Origin of the sequence: Pseudomonas sp. R45(2017), from assembly GCF_002112305.1 — a bacterium.
In the GTDB taxonomy this organism is placed as follows: domain Bacteria; phylum Pseudomonadota; class Gammaproteobacteria; order Pseudomonadales; family Pseudomonadaceae; genus Aquipseudomonas; species Aquipseudomonas paraglycinae.
Window position 1 is genome coordinate 76,901 of the sequence record NZ_NEHH01000014.1, and the last position, 18,257, is coordinate 95,157.

At 59.4% G+C, this 18,257-nt stretch carries 17 protein-coding genes; 13 read left to right on the forward strand and 4 right to left on the reverse strand.

Annotation, left to right across the window (positions count from 1 at the left end):
• Positions 1 to 318 precede the first annotated feature (318 nt).
• Positions 319 to 1,500, forward strand: coding sequence for a two-component system response regulator RssB (gene rssB / locus CAF74_RS26900; protein ID WP_041475374.1), 1,182 nt, complete (start codon positions 319 to 321; stop codon positions 1,498 to 1,500).
• Positions 1,500 to 1,982 (forward strand): anti-sigma factor antagonist RssC, encoded by a 483-nt coding sequence (rssC, locus tag CAF74_RS26905; RefSeq protein WP_003226553.1) that lies wholly within the window; start codon positions 1,500 to 1,502, stop codon positions 1,980 to 1,982. Before rssB ends, rssC begins: the two co-directional genes overlap by 1 nt.
• A gap of 73 nt (positions 1,983 to 2,055) precedes the next feature.
• On the opposite strand, the gene tal is transcribed toward rssC, so the two are convergent.
• Both tal and CAF74_RS26915 read right to left on the reverse strand, forming a co-directional pair.
• Positions 2,056 to 2,982: a transaldolase gene (gene tal, locus CAF74_RS26910; RefSeq protein ID WP_085748353.1), complete on the reverse strand. Its 927-nt coding sequence runs from the start codon at positions 2,980 to 2,982 to the stop codon at positions 2,056 to 2,058.
• A gap of 188 nt (positions 2,983 to 3,170) precedes the next feature.
• On the reverse strand, positions 3,171 to 4,115 hold the full coding sequence (locus CAF74_RS26915) for a glycosyl hydrolase family 5 (RefSeq protein ID WP_085748354.1): 945 nt from the start codon (positions 4,113 to 4,115) through the stop codon (positions 3,171 to 3,173).
• Between the two features lie 290 nt (positions 4,116 to 4,405).
• On the opposite strand from CAF74_RS26915, the gene CAF74_RS26920 reads away from it, so the two are divergent.
• Genes CAF74_RS26920 through CAF74_RS26955 form a run of 8 tightly spaced genes read left to right on the forward strand, consistent with a single transcriptional unit; the run spans position 4,406 to position 13,892 of the window.
• Complete coding sequence (locus tag CAF74_RS26920; protein ID WP_085748355.1) at positions 4,406 to 4,846, forward strand: low molecular weight protein-tyrosine-phosphatase; 441 nt, start codon at positions 4,406 to 4,408, stop codon at positions 4,844 to 4,846.
• Between the two features lie 38 nt (positions 4,847 to 4,884).
• Complete coding sequence (locus CAF74_RS26925; protein WP_085748356.1) at positions 4,885 to 7,107, forward strand: polysaccharide biosynthesis tyrosine autokinase; 2,223 nt, start codon at positions 4,885 to 4,887, stop codon at positions 7,105 to 7,107.
• Between the two features lie 41 nt (positions 7,108 to 7,148).
• The gene (locus CAF74_RS26930) at positions 7,149 to 8,225 is read left to right on the forward strand and encodes a glycosyltransferase family 4 protein (protein WP_085748357.1); all 1,077 of its coding nucleotides are present in this window, start codon (positions 7,149 to 7,151) and stop codon (positions 8,223 to 8,225) included.
• A 14-nt stretch (positions 8,226 to 8,239) separates the two neighbouring features.
• Positions 8,240 to 9,352 (forward strand): polysaccharide pyruvyl transferase family protein, encoded by a 1,113-nt coding sequence (locus tag CAF74_RS26935; RefSeq protein WP_007951622.1) that lies wholly within the window; start codon positions 8,240 to 8,242, stop codon positions 9,350 to 9,352.
• Positions 9,349 to 10,581: a polysaccharide biosynthesis C-terminal domain-containing protein gene (locus tag CAF74_RS26940; RefSeq protein WP_085748358.1), complete on the forward strand. Its 1,233-nt coding sequence runs from the start codon at positions 9,349 to 9,351 to the stop codon at positions 10,579 to 10,581. The genes CAF74_RS26935 and CAF74_RS26940 overlap by 4 nt, the downstream gene beginning before the upstream one ends.
• Entirely contained in the window at positions 10,572 to 11,675 is a 1,104-nt protein-coding gene (locus CAF74_RS26945) for a hypothetical protein (RefSeq protein ID WP_011335164.1), read from the forward strand. Before CAF74_RS26940 ends, CAF74_RS26945 begins: the two co-directional genes overlap by 10 nt.
• A gap of 12 nt (positions 11,676 to 11,687) precedes the next feature.
• Positions 11,688 to 12,731 (forward strand): acyltransferase family protein, encoded by a 1,044-nt coding sequence (locus tag CAF74_RS26950; protein WP_085748359.1) that lies wholly within the window; start codon positions 11,688 to 11,690, stop codon positions 12,729 to 12,731.
• A 12-nt stretch (positions 12,732 to 12,743) separates the two neighbouring features.
• Entirely contained in the window at positions 12,744 to 13,892 is a 1,149-nt protein-coding gene (locus tag CAF74_RS26955) for an SGNH/GDSL hydrolase family protein (RefSeq protein WP_085748360.1), read from the forward strand.
• 3 nt (positions 13,893 to 13,895) lie between these two features.
• Here CAF74_RS26955 and CAF74_RS26960 read toward each other — a convergent pair whose 3' ends face one another.
• Together CAF74_RS26960 and galU are read right to left on the reverse strand one after the other, a co-directional pair.
• Positions 13,896 to 14,303, reverse strand: a complete 408-nt coding sequence (locus tag CAF74_RS26960) for a mannose-1-phosphate guanylyltransferase (RefSeq protein ID WP_085748361.1) — start codon at positions 14,301 to 14,303, stop codon at positions 13,896 to 13,898.
• Between the two features lie 47 nt (positions 14,304 to 14,350).
• Entirely contained in the window at positions 14,351 to 15,184 is an 834-nt protein-coding gene (galU, locus tag CAF74_RS26965) for a UTP--glucose-1-phosphate uridylyltransferase GalU (RefSeq protein WP_007951629.1), read from the reverse strand.
• A gap of 380 nt (positions 15,185 to 15,564) precedes the next feature.
• Here galU and galE point away from each other — a divergent pair, with 380 nt between their 5' ends.
• The 3 genes from galE (at position 15,565) to CAF74_RS26980 (ending at position 18,251) form a co-directional block, all read left to right on the forward strand.
• Entirely contained in the window at positions 15,565 to 16,581 is a 1,017-nt protein-coding gene (gene galE / locus CAF74_RS26970) for a UDP-glucose 4-epimerase GalE (protein ID WP_039772766.1), read from the forward strand.
• A 227-nt stretch (positions 16,582 to 16,808) separates the two neighbouring features.
• Positions 16,809 to 17,045 carry a hypothetical protein gene (locus CAF74_RS26975; protein WP_003226528.1) on the forward strand — a complete coding sequence of 79 codons (237 nt, stop codon included), beginning with the start codon at positions 16,809 to 16,811 and terminating at the stop codon, positions 17,043 to 17,045.
• A 90-nt stretch (positions 17,046 to 17,135) separates the two neighbouring features.
• Complete coding sequence (locus CAF74_RS26980) at positions 17,136 to 18,251, forward strand: polysaccharide biosynthesis/export family protein (protein WP_172829496.1); 1,116 nt, start codon at positions 17,136 to 17,138, stop codon at positions 18,249 to 18,251.
• The last annotated feature ends 6 nt before the right edge of the window (positions 18,252 to 18,257 follow it).

Consider the following 18,257-nt stretch of genomic DNA (forward strand, 5'->3'; position numbering starts at 1 on the left):
GATTGATCAGTACAAAAGGGCGACCGCGAGGTCGCCTTTTTTGTGGGCGCGTCCAATGATTGGGTTACGGTTGAAGCCGTTCTTATAACTGCGAGTGATTTGACAAACAAAGTCTCCAAGCGACCATCGGCGCATGCTTGAAACGCTCGAAGGATGGGAGTACCGTCTGCGCCTTAGAAGGGCACCTCTGGTGCAACCGTGTGCGGGGCAAACGCTCCGAAGCGGTGCAGCAGAGAGGCTAGAAAGCGAATCCAGTAGTCTGCGCCGGGCCGTTGCCCCGCCTGCTACGCCAACCTAATTCTGGCGCCGTTTGCCCACATGCCAAAAACCAGTGCCACGCTGCTGATAATCGATGATGACGAAGTAGTGCGCGCGAGCCTCGCGGCCTATTTGGAAGACAGTGGTTTCAGCGTCTTGCAGGCCAGTAACGGCCAGCAGGGTCTTCAGGTATTCGAGCAAGACACGCCCGACTTGGTCATCTGCGATCTGCGCATGCCGCAGATGGGCGGTCTCGAACTCATCCGTCAGGTCACTGAGCGGTCACCGCAGACACCGGTGATCGTGGTCTCGGGCGCCGGCGTGATGAACGACGCGGTCGAGGCCCTGCGCCTGGGCGCGGCGGACTACCTGATCAAGCCTCTCGAAGATCTGGCCGTGCTCGAGCACTCCGTGCGCCGGGCCCTGGATCGTGCGCGTCTGCTGCTGGAAAACCAGCGCTACCGCGAGAAACTGGAAAAGGCCAACCGTGAACTCGAAGCCAGCCTGAACCTGCTCCAGGAAGACCAGAACGCCGGTCGCCAGGTGCAGATGAACATGCTGCCGGAAAGTCCTTGGGCCATCGACGAATTCAGGTTCGCGCACCAGATCATCCCGTCGCTGTACCTGTCGGGTGATTTTGTCGACTACTTCCGGGTCGACGAGCGCCGGGTAGCGTTCTACCTGGCGGATGTATCGGGTCATGGCGCCTCTTCGGCGTTCGTCACCGTGCTGCTGAAGTTCATGACTACGCGCCTGCTGTTCGAATCCAAGCGCAACGGCACGCTGCCGGAATTCAAGCCTTCGGAAGTCCTCGGTCATATCAACCGGGGGCTGATCAGTTGTAAGCTGGGTAAACACGTCACAATGGTCGGTGGAGTCATCGACGAGGAGACCGGTTTGTTGACCTATAGCATCGGCGGCCATCTGCCGTTGCCTGTGTTGTACACGCCTGACAGTGTTCGCTACCTCGAGGGGCGCGGTCTGCCCGTGGGGCTTTTCAATGAAGCCACCTACGAAGACCACGTGCTCGAACTGCCACCGACGTTCAGCCTGACGCTGATGTCTGATGGCATTCTGGATCTTTTGCCAGAGCCCACACTCAAAGAGAAAGAAGCCGCTTTACCGCAAAAGGTAAAGTCGGCGGGCGGCAGCCTGGATGGTCTGCGGCAGGTTTTTGGATTGGCCACGCTAGGGGAGATGCCGGATGATATCGCCCTGTTGGTGTTGAGCAGGAATCTTTGATGAGTACCGGTAGAATCCAGTTCGCCGAGCAGGACGGCACCTTCGTCCTGAAGTTCGTCGGTGAAGTTCGCCTGACCCTGTGTTCGGCGTTGGATGCGACTATTGAAAAAATCTTCACCGCGCTGAATTTCAACGCGATCGTGATCGATTTGACCGAAACCCGCAGCATCGACAGCACCACCTTGGGCCTGTTGGCCAAGCTGTCGATCCTGTCGCGGCAGAAGGTCGGCCTGCTGCCGACCGTGGTCACCACCCACGAGGACATCACCCGTCTGTTGCAGTCGATGGGTTTCGAGCAGGTGTTCAATATCGTCAACCATCCCGTGCCGTGCCCGGAATGCCTCGATGACCTGCCGGATCAGGATCAGTCGGAAGAGGTGGTGCGGATCAAGGTGCTCGAAGCGCACAAGATCCTCATGGGCCTGAACGACTCCAACCGCGAAGCCTTCCATGACCTGGTGAATGCCCTCGAACGGCACTGATCAGCCAGAACGCGAGGCACAAAAAAGGGCGAACCTGTGAGGGTTCGCCCTTTTTGCATTTGCGCTCGGCCGATTACAGCTTGGCTTGCAGCAGCGCCTCGAGTTTTTCCTGGTCACGGGCAAACTGACGGATGCCTTCGGCCAGTTTCTCGGTGGCCATCGCGTCTTCGTTGGACAACCAGCGGAATTGCGATTCGCTGAGGCTCAGGCGCGCTTCGCCGGCATGGCCCGGAGCGAGTTTGCGTTCCAGCTTACCGGTGTCGGCTGCCAGCTTGTCGATCAGGTCCGGGCTGATGGTCAGACGGTCGCAGCCGGCCAGTTGCTCGATCTGATTGAGGTTGCGGAAGCTCGCGCCCATGACCACGGTCTTGTAGTCATTGGCCTTGTAGTAATTGTAGATGCGCGTCACGGACTGCACGCCCGGATCGTCGGCACCGGTGTAGTCGTTGCCGTTGGCCTTCTTGTACCAGTCGTAGATGCGGCCCACGAACGGCGAGATCAGGAACACGCCGGCATCGGCGCAAGCAGCGGCCTGAGCGAAGGAGAACAGCAGGGTCAGGTTGGTCTGGATGCCTTCCTTCTCCAGGACTTCGGCGGCACGGATGCCTTCCCAGGTCGAGGCGATCTTGATCAGCACGCGGTCACGGCCGACGCCGGCCTTGTCGTACAGTTCGATCAGGCGATGGGCACGCTTGAGCATCGCGTCCTTGTCGAACGACAGGCGCGCATCCACTTCGGTGGAAATGCGGCCCGGAATGACCTTGAGGATTTCCTGACCGACTGCGACGCCGAAACGGTCGCTGGCCAGGCCGACATCGCCCTTGCAGTCGCGCACGCTGGCGTTCAGCAGTTCGGCGTAGGCCGGAATCGCGGCTGCCTTGAGCAGCAGGGAAGGGTTGGTGGTGGCGTCGACCGGTTTGACCCGGGCAATCGCTTCGAAGTCGCCGGTGTCGGCCACGACGGTGGTGAACTGTTTGAGTTGTTCCAGCTTGGAAGTCATGAGCGTGCTCTGTCCTATGGGTCTGGTGACATTACCCGAGCGCCGACAGCCACTCAAGGGCATGTCGGCGTATCGAGCGCCCCGGTGGCAACAACCTGAAAACGGCTGTTTGAAAGGCGGGGCGCGTTATCGATCAATACGATGCCAAAAAGAACCACAGGTTCAAAGCAACCGACCCGCTGTACGGCTTAATCGGCGTTCAAATGCGTCGAGACCGCCGCCTGTGCCGGTTTCGGCTGGCCATCGGAGGTCAGCAGGCCGAAATTCTTCTCCCGGTCGTTGCTCCCCGACTCGCTGTTCTTCCATTCATAAATCGACGTCAGCGGAATGTTGAGTTTTTTAACATCGGCGATGAAAGCGGAGATTTTACTGGCTTGCCCTTCCGGCCCACCGTTTGAAGCGAGCGCCGAGATGCCCCATTCACTGATGACGCCCGGCAGACGGAAGTTTTGCTGAATGAAGTTCTGCGCGTTACTGATCTGTGTCGCGGTCATGCCGTAGGGGTGGTAGGAAATGGCGTCCAGGCACTCAGGATAGGTGCCGAGAATGCTGTTGAGTGCCACGGTCGAGGCGGAACCGGCCGTCGGCGGGCGGGCAAAACCGAAGCCTACCAGAGGCGTCGATTGCGGTTTGCCCTGCAGCGTCTTGCACATGGCCGTCATGAACGGCACGAAGGTGTTTTTGAAGTCTCCGGTGGGCCAGTAGGTGTCGAGATCCGGCTCGTTCCAGATTTCGATCCCCACCAGTTGTGTGCTCCATGCTTGCTCAAGCCCGCTCACCGCGTTGGCGAACGCTTCACCGGCGGTTGTCAGGTCGCCGGTCAACGGCTTGGTGGCGCGCACAGTCATCAAGACTGGTAATCCGGCGGCTCGCGCCGCCGCGAACGCATCGCTGATCTGTTTCTGATAGGCCTTGGCGCCGAGGCTGTCGCTCCACACGCCGAAGCGCACGAAACTGAATCCCGCCGCCTTGATCTGCTCGGCGTCGGCCGGGGTGAAGTTCTGGATCTTGACCTGAACGCCGATGGTTCTGGCGGGCAGTGACGGGAACAACGTGCTGGCGTGAACCTGCGCGGTAGCACTGAGCATCAACAGGGCGGCGGCACCAAGATGTTTGAGATGTGCTGATTTCATGTCTGCTCTCCTGATGAGAATGACATCTAGCCAATTGTTATCTCGTTGCCTGTATTTCGATGACGAAGAGGGCGCGAAGTGCACGAATGTTATTTTTTGTCGGAAAACGTTCGCCTGAAAATCACAGTTATTTTTAGTCCGGTAATTCTGGTTGGGGGACTTTTAGAGGCCGTGGTACTTAATGCATCGGTATTAAGGGTGAATCTATTTCCGAGTGAAGGAAGGTCTTGCGGGTTCATTCGAATGTGCAAGGCATGTTGGCCGATTGACATTACACGGGAAAGTAAACCTTGTTCAAAAAGATTCTTGTCGTTTGCGTAGGCAATATCTGCCGAAGTCCGACAGCGGAACTTCTGTTGCGCAATGCACTGACACCTTCGGCGATCAGCGTGACCTCCGCAGGCCTGTCTGCGCGGGTCGGCGAAGGCATGGAGTCGACCGCGCGCCAGGTGCTGGAAGACCGCGGACACAGTGCCGAAGGGTTCACGGCGCGGCAACTGACAGCGGACATCGTCAATGAATCAGACCTGATTCTGGTCATGGAAAAACAACATGTTAATCAAGTACTGAAGATTGCCTCTCACGCCAGGGGCAAAGTGTTTCTGCTGGGCAAGTGGCAGAGCGAACGAGAAATACAGGACCCGTATCGTCAGGGGCAAGCCGCTTTTATTCATGCCCATGCATTGATTGAAGATGCTGTTAGCTCATGGGCGCAACGCCTGGCGCGTTGATGAATATTCTTCAGTTCAGTGAATGGTAAGAAAGACTTATGCAGTTACCGTCAGTAATCGGCACCCGCGACAACGATCAAGACAGTATTGATCTTCTCGGCATCTTCGGCAGCCTGATCGATCAGAAGTGGTTGATCGGTGCGTTCACCGGCGCGTTCATGATGACCGGTGTGGCCTATGCGATTTTGGCCACGCCGGTGTATCTGGCCAACGCGCTGGTGCAGGTCGAACCGAAAAAGAACGACATGCTCGGTTTTTCCGACCTCAACAGCATGCTCGGCGGGCAATCGCCGTCGGTGACCGAAATCGGCATCATCAAATCCCGCGCAGTGATCGGCAAGACGGTCGACGATCTGCGCCTGGATATCGACGTCACCCCCAACACCTTTCCACTGATCGGCGGCTTTCTCTCCCGGCGCTATCGCGGTGAGACCGAACTCAGCGTCGCGCCGCCGCGTTTCGGCCTGAGCAGCTACGCCTGGGGCGGTGAGCGTCTGGAGTTTGCGAAGCTCAATCTGCCCAAGGAACTGCTGGGCAAGAAACTCACCCTGATTGCCGGCGAACAACATCGCTTTCAGCTGTTGGACGACAACGACAACCTGTTGGTAGAAGGCGTGGCGGGCGAAGCCTTCGCCCAGGACGGCGTAGAAGGGCAGGTCGCGCAACTGTTGGCCAATCCCGGAACCCGTTTCGAAGTGGTGCGCTACCCACGAATCGTGACCATCCAGGGTTATCAGGACGCGCTGGACATCTCCGAGCAAGGCAAGGAGTCGGGCATCATCCGTCTGGCCCTGGCCAGCAGCGACGCCGCCGAAGCGGTGAAGATCCTCAACAAGATCGCCGCGCTGTACGTCGATCAGAACGTGCGCCGCACCTCCGCCGAAGCGGCGCAAAGCCTGGCCTTCCTGCAAAGCCAGTTGCCGCAGGTCAAGCGTGATCTGGCCAAGGCCAGCGATGCGCTCAACGCCTACCAGACCCACGGCAAGACCGTGAACATCTCCATGGAAACCCAATCGGTGCTCGGCCAGTCCGTGACGCTCGAAACACGGATTTCCGAGCTGAAACTGCAACAGGCGGAGATGGATCGCAAGTTCACCAAACAGCACCCGGCCTACCGCGCGCTGATGACCCAGATTGGCGAATTGACCCAGCAACAGCGCTCGCTGGAAGGCAAGGTTCAGGACCTGCCAGCCACGCAGCAGGAACTGCTCAATCTGACCCGCGATGTCGAAGTCGCCTCGCAGATCTACACCCAGTTGCTGAACAAATCCCAGGAGCTGGACATCGTTCGCGCCGGTGCTGTGGGTAACGTGCGTCTGGTGGATACGGCGGATGTCGACCTGACCAGCCCGGTCAAACCGAAAAAAGCCCTGATCGTGTTGATCGCCACTTTCCTCGGCGCCTTCGTCGGCGTGGCGCTGGTGCTGTTGCGCAAATCCCTGAGCAAGGGCCTGGAAGGGCCGGAAGGCATCGAGCAGCTCGGCTTGCCGGTCTACGCGTCGATTCCCTACAGCGCTCTGCAACAGGAAGAGGACAGCAAAAAAGTCCGGGCCAAAGTCGCGGCGGACGCGCCGGCGTATCTGCTGGCCCTGCGCAACCCGACGGACCTGTCCATCGAATCGATCCGCAGCCTGCGCACCTGCCTGCACTTCGCCGCACTGGATTCGACCAACAACCGCATCATGATTTCCGGCCCGAGCCCGCAGGTCGGCAAGACCTTCGTCTCTTCCAACCTCGCAGCGGTCATGGCCCAGAGCGGGCAGCGCGTGGTGCTGATCGATGCCGACATGCGCAAGGGGCATCTGCACAAGACCCTGAACACGCCGATCACCAACGGTTTGTCCGATTTGCTAGTCAAGCGCTGCACCCTCGAACAGGCGATCAACAAAGTCGAAGTCGACAACCTGCACTTCATCAGCCGTGGCCAGGTCCCGCCCAACCCTTCCGAACTGTTGATGCACGCCAATTTCCGCGAACTGCTGGCGCAACTCAGCGAGCGCTATGACGTGGTGATCATCGACACGCCACCGCTGCTGGCCGTGACCGATGCGGCGATTGTCGGTCGCGAAGCCGGCATCAGCCTAATCGTCGCGCGGTTCGGGGTGAACCCGGCCAAGGAAATCGAAATGACGATCCGTCGTTTCGCCCAGAACGGTATCGAGTTGAAGGGCGCGGTGTTCAACGGCGTCGAGAAGCGTGCGGCCAGCTATTACGGCAACGGCAGCTATTACAACTACGAATACGCGTCCGACCAGTCCTGAAATTCAGCGACGGTCCTTACAGGCATGAAAGTGGGTGGGTTGTGAAAAAAATACTGCACGTGGCGGAAACGATCAAAGGTGGGGTGGCGACGGTCATCCGCACGATTTCGGCGGCTCCGGAAGACGGGCGCTATGAGCTGGTGTATCTGGTCCCGCTCGACCAGAAGAAAGAACTGCACGGCATCGATGCACAGCAGATCCGCACCTTCGCCCGAAGCGGGCGGAATGTGCCGTCGCTGCTGCGTTTTGCCTGGCAACTGGCGCGGGTCCTGCTCAAGGAAAAACCCGATGTGGTGCATCTGCACAGCACCTTTTCCGGGGTGATCGGCCGTTGCGTGTGCGTGCTCCTGCGGCCGTGGCGCAAGCCGAAAATCGTCTACTGCCCCCATGCGTTTTCGTTCCTGATGGAAAGCTCGCCGATCAAGCAGAAAGTCTATGCGTGGATCGAGCGGGTGCTGCAGAAGGTCACGGACAAGATCATTTGCGTCAGCCAGTTCGAACTGGACAAGGCCGCGAAGTTTGGCATCGAGCGCAAGCGCATGACGCTGATCTACAACGGCATCGATCACAAGGATGACAAACGCAAGATCGTTGATCCGGAGCCGATTCATCTGCTGTTTGTCGGTCGCCTCGACTACCAGAAAGGCTTCGACGTGTTGCTCAAGGCCTACAGCGAAGCAAAACGCAGCGACCTGAAACTGACGGTGGTGGGCAGTGCGGTGAACGAGGACGTCGTCGAATGTCCGCCGCTGGACGGGGTGGAATACCTGCCCTGGGTGACGCCAACCGAAGTGCACGCGCTGTATCAGAAAGCCGATGCGCTGATCGTGCCGAGCCGCTGGGAAGGCTTTGCCATGGTGCCGCTGGAAGGCATGGCGCTGGGCCTGCCGGTGATTGCCAGCGACTGCACGTCGTTGCCCGAATTGGTCACCCATGGTGTGTCCGGTTACGTGTTCCCCGCCGGTGATCACCAGGCGCTGGCCGAGCGCCTGAAGAAAATCCAGAAGCCTGCGTTGTCGGCTCTCGGCATCGAAGGTCGGCGCATCGTCCGCGAGCGTTTCAGCGCCGCGTTGATGATCCGCCAGACCTACGACGTGTATTCCGCTCCCTCTTATTAAGTAGAACTCCGCTCATGAACGTAACGATTTTGCATGGCTACAGTGCTTCCAATTCTGGCGATGGTCTGTTGGTCGATCTGGCCATTGCGCTGGTGCAGCGCAACTTTGGCGAAGACACCGCGATCAGCGTGGTGGCGTCCGATCCGGACTCTTTCAAGTACCTGCCGCACCCGCGTTTCGACGCGCCGGTGATGGCGGCCAAGGGTCTGGGCCGGGTCAAAGAAGCGGTGTTCCTCAATCAGTCCTACGCGGGGCTGGCGGATCTGTTGAAGAAAACCGATCTGATCGTCGGCGTCGGCGGCGGCTACATGCGCTCCAAAAGTGCCTTCGAGCACATCAAGCTGAAACTCGGCCACGCCAAGCAGCTGGAAACCGCGATCCTCAGCAAAGTGCCGTCGGTGTACCTGCCGCAAAGCATCGGGCCGTTCCACGGCGACAGCGACAAGATCGTCGGCCATTACGCCAGCGCCGACGCGGTGTTCGTGCGCGATAACCGTTCCTCGGCGCTGTTCGATGCCTGTGAAAATGTCTACCGCGCACCGGACCTCGCGGTGCAGGCGCTGGCCGGCAAGATCCTTCAGCAACCCAAGTTCACCCGCTGCGCTTCGACGCCGGCCACGGTGTGCGTGGTACTGCGCAAGCCGCCGGCGTGGAGCAAGGAAAAGAAGCTCGCCTACGTGGCCAACCTGAAGGTGCTGCTGCAGCGCTTGAAGAACAAAAGCAAAGTGGTCTGCGCCGTACAGAGCGCCGTGCGCGGTAACGATGACGGCGCGTTTTACCGCGAGCTGGGCATCACCGAAGACTTGCTGCCGCTGAAAGCAACGCTGGCCAAATACCAACCGGACCTGGTGATTTCCGTGCGCCTGCACGGCGCGATCGAATCGCTGCTCTCGGGTGTGCCGGCGTACCACATCAGCTACGAACGCAAAGGCTTCGGCGCCTATCAGGACATGGGCGTCGAGGACTGGGTCATTAACGGCGGCGACATCAATGTCGACACCATCATCGACACGGTTTACGCGCCTGACGCGCTGTCGAATTTCGGCAAGCGCCTGACCGACACCTGCCGCGAGATCGAGGCGAAAACCGTGGCCATGGACGACATCATCAAGGGCGTCATTCGATGATATTCCGGCTGTTGCTGCGGGGCGGGGCACTGGGCGCGAAGTTCTTGCTGGTGCTCGCCATTACCCATTACCTCGGTTACGAGGCGCTGGGTTTTTACGGCGTGGTGGTCGCGGCGTCGTTGATCGCGTCGAAGTTCTACAGCGTCGGTTTCAGTTCCGAAATCAATCGGCTGATCAGCGTGGGCGGCAGTTCGCGACGGGTCGTGGACAAGGTGCTGCTGCTGTACCTGGCGGTGGGCCTGGCGTTGTCGGTGCTGACGGTGGTGATTTATTCACTGTTCCAGTCGGTGGAGGCGACCACCGCGCTGATCGCTTGCGTGACGCTGGTGCTGCTCACCGAACACCTGTCGTTCGAGATCAACTCGTTCGTGTTTTCCGCACAGAAAGCCACGGCGGGTGCGCTGCTGTTTTTCATCAAGACCGGGCTCTGGGCGTTGCTGGCGGTGGGCGGAATGGCGCTCGGCTGGGTGTCGGCAATCGCCAGCGTGTTGTGGCTGTGGGTCATCGCCAACGTGTTGGTGATCGTCGCCGGTTACCTGATCGTGGTGAACGTTCATCGCGGGCGGGAAGAGGGGACGCTAGCCACCGCCGCAGTGTGGAAAGCCGGGCTGCCGTTTTACCTCGGCACTGGCCTGATCGCCCTGAGTCAGTACGCCGAACGCTTTCTGATCATCGACCTCGAACCTTACGCCAGCCTCGGTAAATACGTGTACGCGTGGTCGGCGGCCAACACCTTGCAGGCGTTGTCTTACGCGGTGGTGGCGGTGGTCGGCATTCCGCTGCTCGCCAAGCGTTATCAGGCCGATCAGCAACCGTTCACGGTCCGGCAGTTGTTCGTGAACAAATGGATCGCGCGGTCGCTGGCGGTGTCGGCGGCAGTCGCGGTGGGGATTTATCTGTTCTTCAACGTGGTGCTCGATTACGTCGCCACCAGCGTTCCGCGTCCGGACAACGGCATCCTCGGCGTGCTGATTTTCTCCTTCGCCCTGCGCGCCATTGGCGACATCGTCTGGGGCGGCTTGATCGCCTCGAAAAACAGTCGGGTGTCCCTGGCCAGCGCGGCCATTTGTCTGCTGGTTTCAGTGCCGGTCAGTTACCTGCTGATCAAGCATTATTCGATCTACGGCGCGGCCTGGGGCAACGTCTTCGCGATCATCGTGCAGCTCGCCGTGATTGCGCTGCTGACTCGTGCCACGCGCGCGAAAAAGGCTGTCGTGTCATGGGCCTGAAACTGCCGTGCATCGAGTTTCGCGGCCGCCGTCTCGATTCGTCGCTGTCGTTCCTGATCCTGTTCACCGGGCTGTTTCTGTCCGTGGCGATGCCGCTGCTGGTGCCGCGCGATCCGGGCCCGGATGCGATGACCCTGTGGTCGTCCTATGCCCGGGCCGACAACTGTAATTTCTGGAACCCGTTCTCGCCGGATCGCTCGTCCTACGAGTGTTCGGCATTCCTGCTGCGGCCCACCGGGATCAACCTGACCAACGCCTGGGCCTACGGGATGTTCTGCAACTTTTTCCTCACGGCGATTCCCGTGGTGGTGTTCCGGCGCATGCCGCTGACCATCTTCGGAACCCTGTGCCTGTGGGGCATCGTGCGTTCGTTTTTCCTGGAAAACCTGACCAAGGAAATCATCGTGTCGGTGGCGGTGTTGAGCATTCTGTTCAGCTCGCTGACACGCAAATATCGCGGCGGATTTTTCCTCTCGGCGGTGATCTACGGCGTGCTGATCCGGCCCTACTGGATTCTGTTTTCGCTGTCCTGGGTCGGCGTCTGCGTGATGAAAAAGTACGTCTCGCGCACCACCTTCTTCCTGATGCTGTTCCTGTTCTACCTGGCGGTTGCGATGGCGATCCAGTTGGCGCTGGGCTTTCCGGTGTCGTCGATTCGTGCCAGCAACAACGAACTGCGCACGGCGGGCGAGGAGGGGTCCAAATCGCTGATCGTGTCGTGGCTCAGCGGCAGCGACTTCGTCTCGCAGGCCCTGGACTCGATGATCATTTTCTTCCGCTTGTCGTTCCCCGTAGAGCTGATCCTGCTGTCCGGGCCGGGCCAGGTGATCTTCGTGGCGTTGATGATCATGACCGCGCTGCTGCTGTTCAAAGTCATCACCTCGACCGATTACAAGGGCGCGCCGATCCAGACCAAACCCAAGGAACTGATCGCGATTCCGCTGGCATTCCTGCTGGTTCAAGGCTTGTTCGAACCGGACTTCGGTTCGTTCGCCCGGCACTTTTCGATGGTGGTGCCGGTGCTGTTCGTGGGCCTGGGGTTGATGCTGCGGGCGAACAAACCGGTGAAGGTTGAATCAAGAATTCTGAATTGAGGCGGGTGCTTTATGTCGAGCAAGAAAAAGTCCCTGGAGATCGAAACCCTGCGTGGCCTGGCGTGCCTGTTGCTGGTGCTTTATCACGTGATCGGGCCGTTGGGCGGTGGTTTGAAAATCGACATCGGCTCGCCGTTCCGGGTGATCGCCGATTCGATGGTGTACGTGCGCATGCCGCTGTTCACCTTCATCTCCGGCTACATCTATTCCCTCTACAAGATTCGCGGCAATGACTTTTCCGCGTTCTTCAGCGGCAAGGTGCGGCGCCTGATCGTGCCGCTGTTTTGCGTGGGTGTGCCGTTCTCGGTGTTGCAGGCGGTGGGGCCGGGCGTGAACAAGGACGTCAGCGTGATGGATGCGTTGTTGTCGTTCTACGTGCCGATCAACCACTTCTGGTTTCTGCAGGCGGTGTTCATCATTTTCATGTTCGTCGGCCTGCTGGAATGGCGCGGGTTGCTGCGTACACCGACGCGCCTGTACCTGTTGTTCGCCTTCTCGGCGGCGGTGTTCCTGTTGCCGCCGTTTCCCGTGGATGCGTTCGGCATCAACGGGGCGATTTATCTGCTGCCGTTCTTCGTGGCGGGCATGATCGGCCAGGAGAAAGTCAGCGAGCTGAAGCAGACGTTCAAGGTGATCGGCCCGCTGGTGTTTGTGCTGATCTCGCTGACGCTGCTGTACGTGGCGGCGGTGGATCGCGAGCTGATCGTCGACCGCCGCAGCCTGATCGGCCTGACGGTGGGCTGCGTGTCCTGCATCGCGTTGCTGTCGAGTGACATGCGCTCGAAGGCGCTGACCTGGCTCGGCGGTTACTCCTATGCGATTTTCCTGTTTCACGTTTTATTCGCTGCCACGTCGCGTTCGATCCTCGGCCGCTTGGGCGTGAAAGACGAAAGCGTGCTGGTGTTCTGCGGCGTGACGTGTGGCTTGCTCGGGCCGGTGGTATTGTCGATGATTTTCAGCCGGTTCAACTTCACCTCCGTGCTGTTCCTAGGCGAACGTGCCGCGACCAAGAAAAAACCGGCGGCGACCATCGCGCCGGTGGCGCAGATCCGATGAAGGAATCGATTCATGCTGGCTGTTGATGAGGTGCCGCCGGTGGCGGCGTCGGTGGTGCAGGTCGGCGACGCTCGCGAGCGGTTTGGCCAGTGGCGCGAAGGCAAGGCCGGCAAGGTGTTGTCGATCTCGGTGATCGGTGACAGCTACAGCGCCGGGCAGGATTTCTACCTGAACAAACTGGTGCAACGGGTGGCCGGGGAGGTCGGGTTTGCCGGGCCGGGTTATGTCGGTTTCAACCACGGCGCAGCGCTCGGCGGCACGCATTTCAAGTACACCCGCAGCAGCGAAAAATACTTCGGCGGCGACTGGCAGGTCTCCGGCCTCGGCCAGGCCAGCCCCGACAGCCGCACGGTGACCGGCCACCCCGGCGCCTGGCTGCAAGTCGAGGCCAGCCCGACGCCTGCCATCAACACCGCAGTCACCCAGGCGAAACTGCTTTACCTCGGCAACGGTGAGTCCAGTGAGTTGCGTTATCGCTGGTCACCCTCCGCCGACTGGCAGCCGTTGAAACTCGCGGGCGAGGGCGTACAGGAAGTCCCGCTGTCCGCTACGTCGGCCGCCACCGACTGGGCCTTCAGACTGGAAGTGCTGAAGGGCGCGCCGACCCTGTTCGGCCTGTGGCTGAGCAACGATCAGGACGGGGTTCGGGTATCGAAACTGGCCGCGTCCGGCGCGGCATCTGCTGATTTCTATCACGACGATGCGCGCTGGCAGGCGCAGTGGAAAGCCGTGGTGTCGAAGATCCCCGCAGACATTTACCTGATCATGCTCGGTGGCAACGACCAGGGTTTTGGCGTAAAGCCCGAGCAGTATCTGCATAACGTTCAGGGTCTGGTCGGCATGCTCCGCGAGATTCAACCGGCGGCAAGCATCAACCTGATCCTGCGTCAGGACACCACCCGCTCCAGCGCCTATCCGATGTCGGCTTATGCGCAGGTCATCGAGCCCTGGGCCCGTGAGCAGCGTCTGGGTTACGCCAATCTGCAATGCGCGTTCGGCACCGACGTCAAACGCTACGCCGCAGCGATGATCGGGCCGGACAAGATTCATCCGGTGCCGGCCACGGGCGGGCGGGTGATTGCCGATTACTTCTATCGTTGGGTCGTGGGCGGACAGCAAAAAGTCTCGCCACAGGACAGCTGTGGCGAGACTTCGAAGTAGCCGTCAGTTGTCGAACAGATCCAGATGGCTCAGCAGCTCTGCGGTTTTCTGCGGCATCAACTGCGTCACGCAACGGGTTTCCACGTTGACGATGATCGCCGGGTCGTTGCAGCAAATCCGCACGCGAAAACGCCAGTCGCTGAAAATCACTTTCAGGCCGTCGCGGTCATCGACCTCCAGCGCCTGTTCGCCGTAGATCCGTTTCAGGTGGGCGAGCAGGGGATACGGATCACGCATCGGTCGGCGTATGTCCCCGGACGACGGAAACACGCCGAGGCGGTCGACCAGCAGCAGGGTGCCCAGCCACGGGCCATTGGCGCTGGGCAATGGCTGATGGCGGGATAACCAGCTCATCACCCCGAGGTTGTCCACCTCACGTTCAATCTCTGCGGAATGTTGTGCAATGTTCATGGTTGCCTCGTTGGATGTGCGTGCGGCGATGAATCAGTGAGGGCCGCTCAGCGGCCCTTCAGATAGACGTTGTCGTAGCAGAAGTTGGTTGCCTGCAGGTAACCTTCGGCGTCGCCGCAGTCGAAGCGCAGACCTTTGAATTTGTAGGCCAGCACGCAACCGTTCTGCGCCTGTTTCATCAAGGCGTCGGTGATCTGGATTTCGCCGCCCTTGCCCGGCTCGGTGTCGGCGATCAGGTCGAAGATGTCCGGCGTGAGGATGTAGCGGCCGATGATCGCCAGGTTCGACGGTGCGTCTTGCGGGGCCGGTTTTTCCACCATGTGGTTGACCCGGTAGATGCCCTCGGAAATCGCCTCGCCGGCGATCACTCCGTACTTGTGGGTCTGGTCGCGCGGGACTTCCTGGATGGCGACGATCGAGCAGCGGAATTTCTTGTAGAGCTCGATCATCTGCGTGAGCACGCCGTCCCCTTCGAGGTTCAGGCACAGGTCGTCCGCCAGCACCACGGCGAAGGGTTCGTCACCGATCAACGGGCGGCCGCTGAGAATCGCGTGGCCGAGGCCTTTCATTTCAACCTGACGGGTGTAGGAGAAGGTGCAGGTGTCGATCAGCTCGCGAGTACCGGCCAGGAACTTCTCTTTCTCGGTGCCACGAATCTGGTGTTCGAGTTCGTAGCTGATGTCGAAGTGGTCTTCCAGTGCGCGCTTGCCCCGTCCGGTGACGATGGCCATGTGTTGCAGGCCGGCGTCCCGTGCTTCTTCAACGGCGTATTCGATCAACGGCTTGTTGACGATCGGCAGCATTTCCTTGGGCATGGCTTTGGTGGCCGGCAAGAAACGCGTGCCATAACCGGCAGCGGGGAACAAACATTTACGGATCATAAAAGTTTCCTGGTCATTCATGGCGCACTGCCATCGTTTATTGCAATAACGAAAGGTTGCAAGTTATTGAAGCTGTACTTTAATACCTGACTCGGGAGATGAGTGGCAAATAGCAATGAGTGTAAAACACGACAATGTTATGAGATGTCGGTTTGACACTTATTGGTTATTTTTAGTCGGCATCCGTTGATAGTGATGAATGCGCGGGAGTGCTAATAAGTACCAGGCAATACAGTTTGGCTTGTAAAAATATTTATAGCCAGTGATTGAACTGTTTTTGTTTCTGGTTGTTGTCGCGCTGTTTGTGTGAATCAAGACACACATTAAACAAACAGCGCTTGACACGCGAGTTGGCACTTTTCCCACTTATGGACCGCGCTATGAAGATTCTGGTAACGGGTGGCGCCGGCTATATCGGCTCGCACACCACACTTGCACTACTTGAAGCAGGTTATGAAGTTGTAGTTCTGGATAATCTTTGCAACAGCAGCGACGCCGCCTTGCACGCGGTGGAAGCCATTTGCGGCAAAAGTGCGCTGATGATTCGCGGGGATGTCTGTGACCGGGCCCTGCTGGACCGGATTTTCCAGCAGCACGCCATCGATGCCGTGCTGCATTTCGCCGGGCTCAAGGCCGTGGGCGAGAGCGTGCGCAAGCCGCTCGAATACTACGAAACCAACGTCAGCGGCAGCATCACGCTGTGCCAGGCAATGGCAGCGGCGGGGGTGTTCCGGCTGGTGTTCAGCTCGTCTGCCACGGTCTACGGCGAGCCGGCGCAGATGCCGATCCGCGAGGATTTCCCGACCGGCACTCCGACCAATCCCTACGGTCAGTCCAAGCTGATCGTCGAGAACGTGCTGCGCGACCTGTGCCAGTCCGAACCGCGCTGGAGCATCGCGCTGCTGCGCTACTTCAACCCGATCGGCGCGCATCACAGTGGCCAGATGGGCGAAGATCCCAACGGCATCCCCAACAATCTGGTGCCCTACATCAGCCAGGTGGCGGTCGGCAGCCTCAAGGAGTTGTCGATCTTCGGCGACGATTACCCGACGGTCGACGGTACCGGCGTGCGTGATTACATCCATGTAGTGGATCTGGCGGACGGGCACCTGAAAGCCCTGCAAACCATCGCCGACCGTACCGGCATTCATACCTGGAACCTCGGCACCGGTGACGGCTACAGCGTGTTGCAGGTGCTGCGGGCTTTCGAACAGGCCTGTGGGCAGCCGGTGCCTTACCGGGTGATGCCACGGCGTTCCGGGGACATTGCCGAGAGCTGGGCCGACGCCTCCAAGGCCGCCAAGGAACTCGGCTGGAAAGCCACACGCAACTTGCAGGACATGGTCACCGACACCTGGCGCTGGCAATCGAATCATCCCCGGGGTTATCAGGGATGATGGCGTTTTAGTGCAATGTTAGTTTCAGTCAGGTTGTTAGATATCGTCGGGAAATTAGACTGGCAATGCCTTTTGCAAGTCCGTAGATATAAACCTGCCGTTCGACTTTTATCAGTTGCGTAAGACTGTGAAAGAACAACGGATCTTGTTCGCGCTTTTTGCGACTTGAACTCTACCACCTCTAACCAACACCCGATGTTCAGGTGCGATGTTAGAAAGGAGTTGATATGAAGAAAGTGATGGCGATCGCCCTGTTGACGATGTTGAGCAACTGGGCCTCCGCAGCTGAAGCGCCGCTTACAGCAGTGACCAATGTATCTGGCAGTGTCGCGGCTTCTACAGCGCCTGCCGCCAGTACTGCCATGGTCGCCAGTGCTGTAGCGGCGTCCAACAGTGGTGGAAGTGCCAACGGCGGTACAACGGGTACCACCGGTACCACGGGTACAACCGGCACGCACAACTAACTGAAGTATCTGTTGGTGCAGTACAGGGTCGCCCGACGAAAGTCGGGTGACTTTGTTTTTGGATTCGCCCTTGAATAGCGTAGTGCCATTATGACCCGTCGTTTTTCTCTTTTATTGTTGGCAAGTATCGCTTTGCAAGGTTGTATGTTCTCCCCCGGCCAGTACCTGAGCACCAGTAGCATCACGCGCCAGGGCGCCAGCGAAAGCAGCCGGGTCGAGCTCATTCCGATCACCCCCAAACTCATCGCCATGAACCGCGCCACGTACAAGCGTGAGTCGGTGCCGGCGGAGTTGTTGGCGACCCCGGCCGAATACCGCATCGGCAGCAACGATGTGCTGTACATCACGGTCTGGGATCATCCCGAGCTGACCGCCCCTTCGGGTGCGCAGCAGCAGATCGACGCCAACGGTCGTCTGGTGCGTTCCGACGGCACCTTGTATTACCCGTACATCAAGGAAGTCCAGGCCGCCGGCAAAACCATCCAGCAACTGCGTTCGGACATCGAACAACGTCTCTCGGCGTTCATTGCCGAGCCGCAAGTGGATGTCGCGGTGTTGCGTTTCGCCAGCCAGAAAGTCGTGGTCTCGGGCGCTGTAACCAAGGCTGGCCCCCAGGCGATTTCGACCAACCCGCTGAGCGTGGTCGAGGCCCTCGGTTCGGCCGGTGTCGATACCAACAATGCCGACTTGTCGGGGCTGATGCTGACGCGCAACGGGCGGGTCTATCCGCTCAATCTCGATGCGCTCAATCAGCAGGATTCCGAATTGCAGAACGTCTACCTCAAGGGAGGCGATCAACTGTATCTGCCGTACAACGACAACAAGCGCATCTACGTGATGGGCGAGGTCAACCAGCCCCGTGCGCTGAGCTTCAAGACTGCCACCATGAACCTGTCCGACGTGCTCGGTTCGGTCGGTGGCCTGAGCCAGACCACCTCCAACGGCAACGCCGTGTACGTGATTCGCGGGGTGGAAAACCTCGACGTGGAGCCGGCGAAAATCTATCAGCTGGAAGCCGAGTCGCCGACCGCCATGGCGCTCGCCTCGCACTTCGAAGTGCGGCCCCAGGACGTGGTCTATGTCGGGCCTGCCAACGTGACTCGCTGGAATCGCCTGATCAGCCAGTTGGTGCCATCGGCATCGATTGTCGGGACGGGGGCTTCCGCTGCGAAGAACTGGAGCGAATACAGTAACAACAGCAAATAAGGCCGC

Coding starts and splice junctions, on each gene's coding strand:
- CAF74_RS26980 (WP_172829496.1), top strand. CDS start 17,136: ATGACCCGTCGTTTTTCTCTTTTATTGTTGGCAAGTATCGCTTTGCAA.
- CAF74_RS26940 (WP_085748358.1), top strand. CDS start 9,349: ATGATATTCCGGCTGTTGCTGCGGGGCGGGGCACTGGGCGCGAAGTTC.
- rssB (WP_041475374.1), top strand. CDS start 319: ATGCCAAAAACCAGTGCCACGCTGCTGATAATCGATGATGACGAAGTA.
- CAF74_RS26925 (WP_085748356.1), top strand. CDS start 4,885: ATGCAGTTACCGTCAGTAATCGGCACCCGCGACAACGATCAAGACAGT.
- CAF74_RS26960 (WP_085748361.1), bottom strand. CDS start 14,303: ATGAACATTGCACAACATTCCGCAGAGATTGAACGTGAGGTGGACAAC.
- galE (WP_039772766.1), top strand. CDS start 15,565: ATGAAGATTCTGGTAACGGGTGGCGCCGGCTATATCGGCTCGCACACC.
- CAF74_RS26935 (WP_007951622.1), top strand. CDS start 8,240: ATGAACGTAACGATTTTGCATGGCTACAGTGCTTCCAATTCTGGCGAT.
- CAF74_RS26945 (WP_011335164.1), top strand. CDS start 10,572: ATGGGCCTGAAACTGCCGTGCATCGAGTTTCGCGGCCGCCGTCTCGAT.
- CAF74_RS26975 (WP_003226528.1), top strand. CDS start 16,809: ATGAAGAAAGTGATGGCGATCGCCCTGTTGACGATGTTGAGCAACTGG.
- CAF74_RS26915 (WP_085748354.1), bottom strand. CDS start 4,115: ATGAAATCAGCACATCTCAAACATCTTGGTGCCGCCGCCCTGTTGATG.
- tal (WP_085748353.1), bottom strand. CDS start 2,982: ATGACTTCCAAGCTGGAACAACTCAAACAGTTCACCACCGTCGTGGCC.
- CAF74_RS26950 (WP_085748359.1), top strand. CDS start 11,688: ATGTCGAGCAAGAAAAAGTCCCTGGAGATCGAAACCCTGCGTGGCCTG.
- galU (WP_007951629.1), bottom strand. CDS start 15,184: ATGATCCGTAAATGTTTGTTCCCCGCTGCCGGTTATGGCACGCGTTTC.
- rssC (WP_003226553.1), top strand. CDS start 1,500: ATGAGTACCGGTAGAATCCAGTTCGCCGAGCAGGACGGCACCTTCGTC.
- CAF74_RS26955 (WP_085748360.1), top strand. CDS start 12,744: ATGCTGGCTGTTGATGAGGTGCCGCCGGTGGCGGCGTCGGTGGTGCAG.